Here is a 13,139-nt window from a genome sequence, read left to right on the forward strand (position 1 = left end):
TCGTCAAGGGCGAGAACATTCCCGAGCCCGGCATCCCCGAGTCCTTCAAGGTCCTCATCAAGGAGATGCAGTCGCTGTGCCTCAACGTCGAGGTGCTCTCCAGCGACGGCATGTCCATCGAGATGCGTGACACCGACGAGGACGTCTTCCGCGCGGCGGAGGAGCTCGGTATCGACCTGTCCCGGCGTGAGCCGAGCAGCGTGGAAGAAGTCTGAGGGGGAGATCGCACACAATGCTAGACGTCAACTTCTTCGACGAGCTCAGGATCGGCCTCGCGACGGCCGACGACATCCGTCAGTGGTCGCACGGCGAGGTCAAGAAGCCGGAGACCATCAACTACCGGACCCTCAAGCCGGAGAAGGACGGGCTCTTCTGCGAGAAGATCTTCGGTCCGACCCGCGACTGGGAGTGCTACTGCGGCAAGTACAAGCGCGTCCGGTTCAAGGGCATCATCTGTGAGCGCTGCGGCGTCGAGGTGACCCGGGCCAAGGTGCGCCGTGAGCGGATGGGCCACATCGAGCTGGCCGCCCCGGTCACGCACATCTGGTACTTCAAGGGCGTCCCGTCCCGCCTCGGCTACCTGCTCGACCTCGCCCCGAAGGACCTGGAGAAGGTCATCTACTTCGCGGCGTACATGATCACGCATGTCGACACCGAGATGCGTGAGCGTGACCTGCCCTCGCTGGAGGCGAAGATCTCCGTCGAGCGGCAGCACATCGAGCAGCGCCGTGACGCCGACGTCGAGGCCCGGCAGAAGAAGCTCGAGACCGACCTGGCCGAGCTGGAGGCCGCCGGCGCCAAGGGCGACCAGCGCCGCAAGGTCCGCGAGGGCGCCGAGCGCGAGATGCGCCAGCTGCGCGACCGGGCCCAGCGCGAGCTGGACCGCCTGGACGAGGTCTGGAGCCGCTTCAAGAACCTCAAGGTCCAGGACCTCGAGGGCGACGAGCTGCTCTACCGCGAGATGCGCGACCGCTTCGGCCGCTACTTCAAGGGCGGCATGGGCGCGCAGGCGATCCAGGACCGCCTGATCAGCTTCGACCTCGACGCCGAGGCCGAGAACCTGCGCGAGACGATCCGCAGCGGCAAGGGCCAGAAGAAGGCCCGCGCCCTCAAGCGGCTCAAGGTCGTGTCGGCGTTCCTCAACACCACCAACTCGCCGCGCGGCATGGTGCTCGACTGCATCCCGGTCATCCCGCCGGACCTGCGGCCGATGGTGCAGCTCGACGGTGGCCGGTTCGCGACCTCCGACCTCAACGACCTGTACCGCCGGGTCATCAACCGCAACAACCGCCTCAAGCGTCTGCTCGACCTCGGCGCGCCCGAGATCATCGTGAACAACGAGAAGCGGATGCTCCAGGAGGCCGTCGACGCGCTGTTCGACAACGGCCGTCGCGGTCGCCCGGTCACCGGTCCCGGCAACCGTCCGCTGAAGTCCCTCAGCGACATGCTGAAGGGCAAGCAGGGCCGCTTCCGCCAGAACCTGCTGGGCAAGCGAGTCGACTACTCCGGCCGTTCGGTCATCGTCGTCGGCCCGCAGCTCAAGCTGCACCAGTGCGGCCTGCCCAAGCAGATGGCGCTGGAGCTGTTCAAGCCGTTCGTGATGAAGCGGCTCGTGGACCTCAACCACGCGCAGAACATCAAGTCGGCCAAGCGGATGGTCGAGCGCGCCCGCCCCGTGGTGTGGGACGTGCTCGAAGAGGTCATCACCGAGCACCCCGTGCTGCTCAACCGCGCTCCGACGCTGCACCGCCTGGGCATCCAGGCGTTCGAGCCGCAGCTGGTCGAGGGCAAGGCCATCCAGATCCACCCGCTCGTCTGCACCGCGTTCAACGCGGACTTCGACGGCGACCAGATGGCCGTGCACCTGCCGCTGTCGGCCGAGGCCCAGGCCGAGGCGCGCATCCTGATGCTCTCGACCAACAACATCCTCAAGCCGGCCGACGGCAAGCCCGTGACGATGCCCACGCAGGACATGGTCATCGGCCTCTACTGGCTGACCACCCAGAAGGAGGGCGCGACCGGCGAGGGCCGTGTGTTCGGCTCGATCGCCGAGGCGCAGATGGCCTTCGACCGCCGCGAGCTGGAGATCCAGGCGAAGATCCAGATCCGGCTGAAGGACGTCCTGCCGCCGCGCGACTGGGTCGCGCCGGAGGGCTGGGAGCAGGGTGACCCGATCCGCCTGGAGACGACGTTCGGCCGGTGCCTGTTCAACCAGACGCTGCCGGCGAGCTACCCGTTCGTCAACTTCCAGGTCGGCAAGAAGCAGCTGTCCACGATCGTGAACGAGCTGGCCGAGACCTACCCCAAGGTCGAGGTCGCCAACTCGCTCGACGCGCTCAAGGACGCCGGCTTCCGCTGGGCGACCCGTTCCGGTGTCACGATCGCCATCGACGACGTCGTCGCGCCGCCGAACAAGTCCGAGATCATGGAGAACTACGAGCGCCGCGCCGACAAGGTGCAGCGTGAGTACGAGCGTGGTCTGATCACCGACGAGGAGCGCCGTCAGGAGCTCATCGAGATCTGGACGCACGCGACGGCCGACGTCGAGACCGACATGGTCAACGCCTTCCCGGCGACCAACCCGGTCTGGATGATGGTCAACTCCGGCGCCCGAGGCAACAAGATGCAGGTGCGTCAGATCGCCGGCATCCGCGGCCTGGTGTCCAACACCAAGGGTGAGACGATCCCGCGGCCCATCAAGGCCTCGTTCCGCGAGGGCCTGTCGGTGCTGGAGTACTTCATCTCCACCCACGGACAGCGCAAGGGTCTGGCCGACACCGCTCTGCGGACCGCCGACTCGGGTTACCTGACCCGTCGTCTGGTGGACGTGGCGCAGGACGTCATCGTGCGTGAGATCGACTGCGGCACCGACCGCGCGGTCCCGCTGCACGTCGGCGAGCGCGACGCGTCGGGCAACCTGGTCAAGGCCGAGAACGCCGAGTCCAACGTGCACGGCCGCATCCTGGCCGAGGACGTCGTGGTCGACGGCAAGGTCATCGCGGCCGAGGGCGTGGACATCAACGACACCCACGTGACCGCGCTGGTCGCGGCGGGCATCGAGACCGTCCGCACCCGCAGCGCGCTGGTCTGCGAGGCGAAGATCGGTGTCTGCGCGACCTGCTACGGCCGCTCGCTGGCCACCGGCAAGCTCGTGGACGTCGGCGAGGCGGTCGGCATCATCGCCGCCCAGTCGATCGGTGAGCCGGGCACGCAGCTGACGATGCGTACCTTCCACACCGGTGGTGTGGCCGGTGCCGACATCACCCACGGTCTGCCCCGAGTCCAGGAGCTGTTCGAGGCGCGCATCCCCAAGGGTGTCGCCCCGATCTCCGAGGCGGAGGGCCGGGTCCGCATCGACGAGACCGACAAGGCCAGGAAGATCATCATCACGCCGGACGACGGCTCCGAGGAGATCTCCTACCCGGTCTCGATGCGCTCGCGCCTGCTCATCTCCGAGGGCCAGCACGTCAGCGTCGGCCAGCAGCTGGTCGCCGGTGCCGTCAACCCCAACGAGGTGCTGCGCATCCTCGGCCCGCGCGCCGTGCAGCTGCACCTGGTGGCGGAGGTCCAGCAGGTCTACCGGTCGCAGGGTGTGTCGATCCACGACAAGCACATCGAGATCATCGTGCGGCAGATGCTCAAGCGCGTGAACGTGCTGGAGTCCGGTGACACCGACCTGCTGCCCGGCGAGCTCGTGGAGCGGCCGCGCTTCGAGCAGATGAACCGCGAGACGGTGGCGGAGGGCGGCTCGCCGGCCGCCGGCCGTCCGGTGCTCATGGGCATCACGAAGGCGTCGCTGGCCACCGAGTCGTGGCTGTCGGCGGCCTCCTTCCAGGAGACCACCAGGGTCCTGACGGACGCGGCGATCCACGCCAAGTCCGACTCGCTCCTGGGCCTGAAGGAGAACGTCATCATCGGTAAGCTCATCCCGGCCGGTACGGGCATGCCCCAGTACCGCAACATCCGGGTCGAGCCGACCGAGGAGGCCAAGGCCGCCATGTACACCGTGGGCGGCTACGACGGCTCCGCGGCCGACTACACCTTCGGCACCGGCAGCGGCGAGGCCGTGCCCCTGGAGGAGTACGACTTCGGCCAGTACAACCGGTAGTTCGGGACCCGTCCCGTACGTGACGCGCCCGGGCGCCTCCGCTGGAGGCCCCGGGCGCGTCCCGTTTCTCATCGGTCGTGTCGCCGCCGCTCACGCCCCCGCGGGAAGGGACGGCGAGCACCACGCCGGCCGGCGGCCTACCGGCGCGGGGTGAAGGACAGCAGGTCGCCCGGCTGGCAGCCGAGCACCTCGCAGATCCTGGCCAGGGTCGAGAAGCGGATCGCCTTGGCTCGGTTGTTCTTGAGGATCGACAGGTTCACGTTCGTGATGCCGACCCGCTCGGCCAGCTCGACGAGCGTCATGCCGCGCTCTTCGAGCAGCCGGTCCAGGTGGACCTCGATGGTCTGCTCGGAGCTGTCGGCGGGTGGCATCAGACGGTTCCTTCGAGTTCCTCACGCATGGACGCGCCGACGCGGACGACCCGCGCCATGACGACGAGGCCGATCCCGGCGACCAGGAAGGCCCAGGGGACGCTGCAGCTGTGCAGGGCGTGCTCCCAGGGCCGCCTGAGGGCGGTGGCCACCATCGACGCGGCCAGGCCGGTCTCGGCGATCGCGGTGTAGAGCGACGACACGAGCGTACCGGCGGCCAGGAAGAGACCGAGGAACCGCAGCCGGGCGACGACCGCCACGTCGAACCCGCCCTCGCGCCGGGCCCGGCTGATCAGCCGTTCGAGCAGGACGAGCCCGGCCAGCAGCACGGCGGGGGTGGCGAAGCGGGAGCTCTGGTAGAGCAACTGGGCCGCGAAGCCGGAGTCGTCCCTGCAGAGGCTCGGGATCGGCTCGTTCACCTCGGCGCCCTGCGCGAGCGGGTACATGAACGGCCTGGACGGCACCGCGATGCTCGCGTCGAAGGCGGCGCGCAGCTTCGGGTCCTCGGCCATGTTGCCCGGCACGCTGAGGAGGCCGGGCGCGGTCGCGCACACCAGACTCCGGTCGCCGAGACTGCCGAAGGCGTTCACGCCGCCTGTCACGGCCGTGCGGCCGATCTCGTACGCCGTCACGGCGGCGAGGAGCGCGAGCAGGACGCGCACCGTGATCGCGGTCCACCTCAGTGAGGAGGTGTGGGGGGAACCCATGGAAGGCACTCCATATCGTTGGTCGATACTATCGAAGAACGATAGTATCGACTTTCGATATGCAATCAAGGGGTTTCGGTCACCGATGTGACGGGAAGCACGGCGAAGCGCCGCGCGGGCCGGATATCATAGGCGCGGAGCAGTAGTAGTCCCGGGCCTTGATGAACGGCCTCTGCGATCCGGAGTGGCGAGCCTTGTCCGCTTTGCCGCGCCGCTTTGACGTGTCGCAGCGACCTAGGTAGTCTTGAGCATCGTGCCCGTTACTATGCGGGCTCTCGACCGTGCGCTCATTTTGGGAGCGCGGGACGGCTTCCTGGCTCGTAACCCACGCGGATGTGTCTGTGCGAACAGCGCGACACGCCCGAGCGCGGGGGCGCGGGGGGAGGCACGAACAGCAGGTCATGACACCGGCAGTACCTGCGATTCGCACAATTGACGTAACACCGGCCAAGGCACGAACGGAGTGGCAGTGCCCACTATTCAGCAGTTGGTCCGCAAGGGCCGGCAGGACAAGGTCTCAAAGACCAAGACTCCTGCCCTCAAGGGGAGTCCGCAGCGCCGCGGCGTGTGCCAGCGCGTCTACACCACGACTCCGAAGAAGCCCAACTCGGCACTGCGCAAGGTGGCCCGTGTTCGGCTCACCAACGGCATCGAGGTCACGGCCTACATCCCCGGTGTGGGTCACAACCTGCAGGAGCACTCCATCGTGCTCGTGCGTGGCGGTCGTGTGAAGGACCTGCCGGGTGTTCGCTACAAGATCATCCGTGGTTCGCTCGACACCCAGGGTGTCCGCAACCGCAAGCAGGCCCGTAGCCGCTACGGCGCGAAGAAGGAGAAGAGCTAACAATGCCTCGCAAGGGTTCTCCTGGCCGTCGTCAGCTCATGGCTGACCCGGTTTACAGCTCGCCGCTGGTCACCGCCCTGATCAACAAGGTGCTTCTGGACGGCAAGCGCTCCATCGCGCAGTCGATCGTCTACGGCGCCCTCGAGGGCTGCAGGGACAAGACGGGCAACGACCCGGTCGTCACCCTCAAGCGCGCGCTTGACAACGTCAAGCCGACCCTCGAGGTCCGCAGCCGCCGCGTCGGTGGCGCGACCTACCAGGTGCCGGTCGAGGTGCGCGCCGCGCGCAGCACCACCCTGGCCCTGCGCTGGCTGGTGCAGTACTCCCGCGCCCGCCGCGAGAAGACCATGACCGAGCGCCTCATGAACGAGCTCCTCGACGCCAGCAACGGCCTCGGGGCGAGCGTGAAGAAGCGCGAGGACACCCACAAGATGGCCGAGTCCAACAAGGCCTTCGCCCACTACCGCTGGTAACCCCGGCGGGTTCGACGAGACGACGAGGACGCGAGAGAAGTGGCCACCACGACCGCTCTTGACCTGGCCAAGGTCCGCAACATCGGGATCATGGCCCATATCGACGCGGGCAAGACCACCACGACCGAGCGCATCCTGTTCTACACCGGCATCAACTACAAGATCGGTGAAGTCCACGAAGGCGCTGCCACGATGGACTGGATGGAGCAGGAGCAGGAGCGCGGCATCACGATCACGTCTGCCGCGACGACCTGCGAGTGGCTCGGTCACACCATCAACATCATCGACACCCCGGGTCACGTCGACTTCACCATCGAGGTGGAGCGTTCGCTCCGCGTCCTCGACGGCGCGGTCGCCGTGTTCGACGGTGTCGCTGGCGTTGAGCCGCAGTCGGAGACGGTGTGGCGCCAGGCTGACCGCTATGACGTCCCCCGCATCTGCTTCGTGAACAAGATGGACCGGGTCGGCGCGGAGTTCCACCGCTGCGTCGACATGATGGTCAACCGCCTGGGCGCCACCCCGGCGGTCATCCAGCTGCCGTGGGGCGTTGAGGCCGACTTCAAGGGCGTCATCGACCTCATCAGGATGAAGGGCCTCATCTGGAGCGCCGAGGCGGCCAAGGGCGAGATGTACGACACCGTCGACATCCCGGCCGACCACGCCGACGTCGCTCGTGAGTGGCGCGACAAGCTGATCGAGACCGTCGCCGAGAACGACGACGAGCTGATGGAGCTCTTCCTCGAGGGCACCGAGCCCACCGAGGAGCAGCTGATCGCGGCCATCCGCCGCGCCACGCTGAGCAGCGCCATCAACCCGGTCCTGTGCGGCACCGCGTTCAAGAACAAGGGCGTGCAGCCCCTGCTCGACGCGATCGTCGCCTACCTCCCGGCGCCGACCGACATCCCGGCCTTCAAGGGCCACGCGGTCGGCAACGAGGAGAAGGTGATCGAGCGTCACGCGGACCCGAGCGAGCCGTTCTCCGCTCTGGCCTTCAAGATCGCCAGCGACCCGCACCTGGGCAAGATCACCTACATCCGCATCTACTCGGGCACGCTCGAGGCCGGTTCACAGGTCGTCAACTCTGTGAAGGGCAAGAAGGAGCGGATCGGCAAGATCTACCAGATGCACGCCAACAAGCGCGAGGAGCGCCCGACGGCGATCGCCGGCCAGATCGTCGCGGTCATGGGTCTGAAGGACACCACGACCGGCGACACCCTGTCCGACCCGTCGAACCAGGTCGTGCTCGAGTCGATGACGTTCCCGGCTCCGGTCATCAACGTCGCCATCGAGCCCAAGACCAAGGGCGACCAGGAGAAGCTGTCGACCGCGATCCAGCGGCTGGCCGAGGAGGACCCGTCCTTCCAGGTCCGTCGTGACGAGGAGACCGGCCAGACCGTCATCTGGGGCATGGGCGAGCTGCACCTCGAGATCCTCGTCGACCGCATGCGGCGCGAGTTCAAGGTCGAGGCCAACGTCGGCCGCCCGCAGGTGGCCTACCGCGAGACCATCCGCCGCAAGGTGGAGAAGATCGACTACACCCACAAGAAGCAGACCGGTGGTTCCGGTCAGTTCGCGCGGGTCATCATCGATCTGGAGCCGCTGGGCGAGGGCAACGACGGTTACGAGTTCGAGAACAAGGTCACCGGTGGCCGCGTTCCGCGGGAGTACATCCCGTCGGTCGACGCGGGCGCCCAGGAGGCCGCGGAGTTCGGCGTGCTGGCCGGCTACCCGATGGTGGGCGTGAAGGTGACGCTCACCGACGGTGCCGCGCACGACGTCGACTCCTCGGAAATGGCGTTCAAGATCGCCGGCTCGATGGCCTTCAAGGAGGCCGCGCGCAAGGCTGACGCCGTGCTTCTCGAGCCGATGATGGCCGTCGAGGTCACCACGCCCGAGGACTACATGGGTGACGTCATCGGTGACCTCAACGGTCGCCGCGGGCAGATCCAGGCGATGGACGAGCGGGCCGGCGCCCGCGTCGTCCAGGCGCTCGTACCGCTGTCTGAGATGTTCGGCTACGTTGGTGACCTGCGTAGCAAGACGCAGGGGCGCGCGAGCTACAGCATGCAGTTCGACTCCTACGCGGAGGTGCCTCCGGGCATCGCCAAGGAGATCGTCGCGAAGGCCCGGGGCGAATAGTCCCGGGACCCCACGAGGCGGGGCGCCGGCTTGCCGGCGCCCGGCCGTCGAGGAGGCCACGGCCTCTGGTGGGGTGGTACGCCGCCCCACCGCCTAGGGGTTCGGGAAGTCCCGGGCCCGTGTGTGCAGACGAAAGTCACAGATTCTCAAGGAGAGAACCAGTGGGCAAGGCCAAGTTCGAGCGGAACAAGCCGCACATGAACATCGGCACCATTGGGCATATCGACCACGGTAAGACCACGCTGACCGCGGCGATCACCAAGGTGCTCCACGACCGTTACCCCGAGCTGAACCAGGCCACGCCGTTCGACAAGATCGACAAGGCGCCCGAGGAGAAGGCCCGCGGCATTACGATCTCCATCGCGCACGTCGAGTACCAGACCGAGAAGCGCCACTACGCCCACGTGGACTGCCCCGGTCACGCCGACTACGTGAAGAACATGATCACCGGTGCCGCTCAGATGGACGGCGCCATCCTGGTGGTCGCCGCCACCGACGGCCCGATGCCGCAGACGAAGGAGCACGTCCTCCTGGCCCGCCAGGTCGGCGTCCCCTACATCGTCGTGGCCCTCAACAAGGCCGACATGGTGGACGACGAGGAGATCCTGGAGCTCGTCGAGCTCGAGGTCCGCGAGCTCCTCTCCGCCCAGGAGTTCCCCGGCGACGACCTGCCGGTCGTCCGCGTCTCCGCGCTCAAGGCTCTTGAGGGCGACGAGAAGTGGGCCGACAGCATCATCGAGCTGATGAACGCCGTCGACGAGAACGTGCCCGAGCCGCCGCGTGAGACGGACAAGCCGTTCCTCATGCCGGTCGAGGACGTCTTCTCGATCACCGGTCGCGGCACCGTCGTCACCGGCCGTATCGAGCGCGGTGTCGTCAAGGTCAACGAGCAGGTCGACATCATCGGCATCAAGCCGGAGAAGACCACGACCACCGTCACCAGCATCGAGATGTTCAACAAGATGCTCGACGAGGGTCACGCGGGTGACAACGCCGCCCTGCTGCTCCGCGGCATCAAGCGCGACGAGGTCGAGCGCGGCCAGTGCATCATCAAGCCGGGCACGACCACCCCGCACACCGAGTTCGAGGGCCAGGTCTACATCCTGTCCAAGGACGAGGGCGGCCGCCACACGCCGTTCTTCAACAACTACCGCCCGCAGTTCTACTTCCGTACGACTGACGTGACCGGTGTCGTGCACCTCCCCGAGGGCACCGAGATGGTCATGCCGGGCGACAACACCGAGATGCGCGTTGAGCTGATCCAGCCCATCGCCATGGAGGAAGGCCTCAAGTTCGCGATCCGTGAGGGTGGCCGCACCGTCGGCGCCGGTCGGGTCACGAAGATCATCAAGTAGTTCGATCGCGGGGCGGCGGTCGGCCCCCACGTCGGGGCCGACCGCCGCACCACGACCAGGGCAGGAGCCGTACGGCTCCCGTCCGCCCCCCACGCAAGCCGTGATCTCGCAGTTCCTTCGGCAGTGACCGAAGTAACTGCCGGATCACGGAAGAATCGGCAGATCATCTGCGTCTGTCACGTGGGGCTTCGCGGGTTCAGGCCCGCAGCAATCAGCGGCCGCCGGCCGCACGATACTTTTTCAGACGACAGCGAAGGACACCGAGGCCACTATGGCGGGACAGAAGATCCGCATTCGGCTCAAGGCCTATGACCACGAGGTCATCGACGTTTCGGCCAAGAAGATCGTCGAGACGGTGACGCGGACTGGCGCGAAGGTCGCGGGCCCGGTGCCGCTGCCGACCGAGAAGAACGTGTACTGCGTCATCCGCTCGCCGCACAAGTACAAGGACAGCCGCGAGCACTTCGAGATGCGCACGCACAAGCGGCTGATTGACATCATCGACCCGACGCCCAAGACCGTCGACTCGCTCATGCGGCTCGACCTCCCCGCGGGCGTCGACATTTCGATCAAGCTCTGAGGGATCACACTGACATGGCTAAGACGATCAAGGGCGTCCTGGGCAAGAAGCTCGGCATGACCCAGGTCTTCGACGCGGACAACCGGCTCGTACCGGTGACCGTGGTCGAGGCCGGTCCGTGTGTGGTGACCCGCGTCCGCACCGTGGAGAAGGACGGCTACTCCGCCGTCCAGCTCGGCTTCGGGCAGGTCGACCCCCGGAAGGTCAACAAGCCGCTCGGCGACTACCTGCGCAAGCACGACATCACCCCGCGCCGTTACTTCGCGGAGATCCGCACCGACGACGCGAGCGACTACACCCTGGGCCAGGAGCTGCTGGCCGACACCTTCGAGGCCGGCCAGTTCGTCGACGTGACGGGCAAGAGCAAGGGCAAGGGCTTCGCCGGTGTCATGAAGCGGCACGGCTTCGGTGGTCTGGGCGCGTCGCACGGTACGCAGCGCAAGCACCGCTCGCCGGGTTCCATCGGTGGCTGCGCCACCCCGGGCCGCGTGTTCAAGGGTCTGCGCATGGCTGGTCGGATGGGTAACGTCCGCACCACTGTGCAGAGCCTGAAGGTTCACGCCGTCGACGCCGAGAAGGGGCTCATCCTCATCAAGGGTGCGATCCCCGGCGCCAACGGCAGCCTCGTCCTCGTCCGCACCGCTGCCAAGAAGGGGGCTGCCAAGTGACCAGCATTGACGTCCTCGACGCCAGCGGAGCCAAGACGGGCACCGTCGACCTGCCGGAGGACATCTTCGGCGCCAAGGTCAACATTCCTCTGATCCACCAGGTGGTCGTGGCTCAGCTCGCCGCTCGCCGGCAGGGCACCCACAAGGCCAAGACCCGTGGTGAGGTCAGCGGCGGCGGCAAGAAGCCGTACCGCCAGAAGGGCACCGGCCGCGCCCGTCAGGGCTCGACCCGTGCTCCGCAGTTCGCCGGCGGTGGCGTCGTCCACGGCCCGGTGCCGCGCGACTACTCGCAGCGCACGCCCAAGAAGATGAAGGTCGCCGCCCTGCGTGGCGCCCTGTCCGACCGGGCCGGCGGCGGTCGCGTGCACGTGGTGAGCGGTCTGGTCGAGGGCGAGACGCCCAAGACCAAGGCGGCCCTGCAGGCCCTGCGCAAGATCACCCAGGCCCGTAGCGTGCTCGTCGTGGTCGACGAGGCCGACGAGCGCACCTGGCTGAGCCTGCGCAACGCCCCGGAGGTCCACCTGCTGGACGCCGGGCAGCTCAACACCTACGACGTGCTCGTCCACGACGACGTGGTCTTCACCCGTGAGGCCTACGACCAGGTCGTGGCGCGGCTGTCGGCTCAGAGCGAGAAGGAAGACGCCTGATGGAGAAGATCGCCGACCCGCGCGACGTCATCATCAAGCCGGTCGTCTCCGAGAAGAGCTACGGCCTGATCGATGAGAACAACAAGTACACGTTCCTGGTGAAGAAGACCGCGAACAAGACCCAGGTCAAGATCGCCGTCGAGCAGATCTTCGGGGTCAAGGTCACCAACGTGAACACGATCAACCGGCAGGGCAAGCGCAAGCGCACCCGCACCGGTTACGGCAAGCGTCCCGACACCAAGCGCGCGATCGTGAGCCTGGTCGAGGGCGATCGGATCGACATCTTCGGTCAGATCGGCTAGCAGCCACAGAAAGAGAGCGGGCCGGGAGGCCCGTGAGGGGATCGAGACCGTCGCACCTCGGTGCGGCGGGCTCACCCATGTAACCGACGAAGGATGAACGAAAAAGATGGGCATCCGTAAGTACAAGCCGACGACTCCGGGTCGCCGCGGCTCGAGTGTCTCGGACTTCTCCGAGATCACGCGCAGCACGCCCGAGAAGTCGCTGCTTGCGCCCCTTCACAACAAGGGCGGCCGCAACGTACACGGCCGGGTCACCGCGCGCCACCAGGGCGGCGGTCACAAGCGCGCCTACCGGATCATCGACTTCCGGAGGCATGACAAGGACGGCATTCCGGCGAAGGTCGCTCACATCGAGTACGACCCCAACCGCACCGCCAACATCGCTCTGCTGCACTACGCCGACGGCGAGAAGCGCTACATCATCGCGCCGACCGGCCTCAAGCAGGGCGACCGCATCGAGAACGGCCCCGCTGCCGACATCAAGCCGGGCAACTGCCTGCCGCTGCGCAACATCCCGACCGGTACCTTCATCCACGCGGTGGAGCTCCGTCCGGGCGGCGGCGCCAAGCTCGGCCGCTCCGCGGGCGCCCAGATCCAGCTGCTCGCGAAGGAAGGCCAGTACGCCACGCTGCGTATGCCGTCCGGTGAGATGCGCATGGTCGACGTGCGCTGCCGGGCCACGGTCGGTCAGGTCGGCAACGCCGAGCAGGCCAACATCAACTGGGGCAAGGCCGGCCGTATGAGGTGGAAGGGCAAGCGCCCGACCGTCCGCGGTGTCGCGATGAACCCCGTCGACCACCCGCACGGTGGTGGTGAGGGCAAGACCTCCGGTGGTCGCCACCCGGTGAACCCGAAGGGCAAGCCCGAGGGCCGCACCCGCCAGGCCAACAAGTCCAGCGACCGGCTGATCATCCGTCGTCGGAGCAAGAGGAAGAAGCGGTAGGA

At 67.1% G+C, this 13,139-nt stretch carries 13 protein-coding genes; 11 read left to right on the forward strand and 2 right to left on the reverse strand.

Annotated features, from left to right (window positions below):
* The coding region (locus tag HT134_RS11055; RefSeq protein ID WP_175600297.1) for a hypothetical protein at nucleotides 1–215 on the forward strand (215 nt) is incomplete at its 5' end.
* A gap of 17 nt (nucleotides 216–232) precedes the next feature.
* Entirely contained in the window at nucleotides 233–4,108 is a 3,876-nt protein-coding gene (locus tag HT134_RS11060) for a DNA-directed RNA polymerase subunit beta' (RefSeq protein WP_175600298.1), read from the forward strand.
* A gap of 137 nt (nucleotides 4,109–4,245) precedes the next feature.
* Here the strand turns inward: HT134_RS11060 and HT134_RS11065 are convergent, their stop codons facing one another.
* Together HT134_RS11065 and HT134_RS11070 are read right to left on the reverse strand one after the other, a co-directional pair.
* Complete coding sequence (locus HT134_RS11065; RefSeq protein ID WP_175600299.1) at nucleotides 4,246–4,479, reverse strand: helix-turn-helix domain-containing protein; 234 nt, start codon at nucleotides 4,477–4,479, stop codon at nucleotides 4,246–4,248.
* Nucleotides 4,479–5,186 (reverse strand): DUF2975 domain-containing protein, encoded by a 708-nt coding sequence (locus tag HT134_RS11070; RefSeq protein WP_175600300.1) that lies wholly within the window; start codon nucleotides 5,184–5,186, stop codon nucleotides 4,479–4,481. The genes HT134_RS11065 and HT134_RS11070 overlap by 1 nt, the downstream gene beginning before the upstream one ends.
* A gap of 469 nt (nucleotides 5,187–5,655) precedes the next feature.
* Here HT134_RS11070 and rpsL point away from each other — a divergent pair, with 469 nt between their 5' ends.
* From rpsL to rplB, 9 genes are all read left to right on the forward strand, one after another.
* Nucleotides 5,656–6,030, forward strand: a complete 375-nt coding sequence (gene rpsL, locus HT134_RS11075) for a 30S ribosomal protein S12 (RefSeq protein ID WP_020542315.1) — start codon at nucleotides 5,656–5,658, stop codon at nucleotides 6,028–6,030.
* 2 nt (nucleotides 6,031–6,032) lie between these two features.
* A complete protein-coding gene (gene rpsG / locus HT134_RS11080) occupies nucleotides 6,033–6,503 on the forward strand; it encodes a 30S ribosomal protein S7 (RefSeq protein WP_055505082.1) in 471 nt (156 codons plus the stop codon).
* Nucleotides 6,504–6,593: 90 nt separating this feature from the next.
* On the forward strand, nucleotides 6,594–8,642 hold the full coding sequence (gene fusA / locus HT134_RS11085) for an elongation factor G (protein ID WP_217707830.1): 2,049 nt from the start codon (nucleotides 6,594–6,596) through the stop codon (nucleotides 8,640–8,642).
* Between the two features lie 161 nt (nucleotides 8,643–8,803).
* A complete protein-coding gene (tuf, locus tag HT134_RS11090) occupies nucleotides 8,804–9,997 on the forward strand; it encodes an elongation factor Tu (RefSeq protein ID WP_175600302.1) in 1,194 nt (397 codons plus the stop codon).
* Between the two features lie 271 nt (nucleotides 9,998–10,268).
* A complete protein-coding gene (rpsJ, locus tag HT134_RS11095; RefSeq protein WP_030912931.1) occupies nucleotides 10,269–10,577 on the forward strand; it encodes a 30S ribosomal protein S10 in 309 nt (102 codons plus the stop codon).
* Between the two features lie 14 nt (nucleotides 10,578–10,591).
* The gene (gene rplC, locus HT134_RS11100; protein WP_175600303.1) at nucleotides 10,592–11,245 is read left to right on the forward strand and encodes a 50S ribosomal protein L3; all 654 of its coding nucleotides are present in this window, start codon (nucleotides 10,592–10,594) and stop codon (nucleotides 11,243–11,245) included.
* A complete protein-coding gene (gene rplD, locus HT134_RS11105) occupies nucleotides 11,242–11,892 on the forward strand; it encodes a 50S ribosomal protein L4 (protein ID WP_175600304.1) in 651 nt (216 codons plus the stop codon). The genes rplC and rplD overlap by 4 nt, the downstream gene beginning before the upstream one ends.
* On the forward strand, nucleotides 11,892–12,194 hold the full coding sequence (rplW, locus tag HT134_RS11110; protein ID WP_175600305.1) for a 50S ribosomal protein L23: 303 nt from the start codon (nucleotides 11,892–11,894) through the stop codon (nucleotides 12,192–12,194). The genes rplD and rplW overlap by 1 nt, the downstream gene beginning before the upstream one ends.
* Nucleotides 12,195–12,300: 106 nt before the next feature.
* The gene (rplB, locus tag HT134_RS11115) at nucleotides 12,301–13,137 is read left to right on the forward strand and encodes a 50S ribosomal protein L2 (RefSeq protein ID WP_175587901.1); all 837 of its coding nucleotides are present in this window, start codon (nucleotides 12,301–12,303) and stop codon (nucleotides 13,135–13,137) included.
* Nucleotides 13,138–13,139 lie beyond the last annotated feature (2 nt).

The sequence above is a fragment of the Nonomuraea rhodomycinica genome, assembly GCF_013363995.1.
GTDB classification, from domain to species: domain Bacteria; phylum Actinomycetota; class Actinomycetes; order Streptosporangiales; family Streptosporangiaceae; genus Nonomuraea; species Nonomuraea rhodomycinica.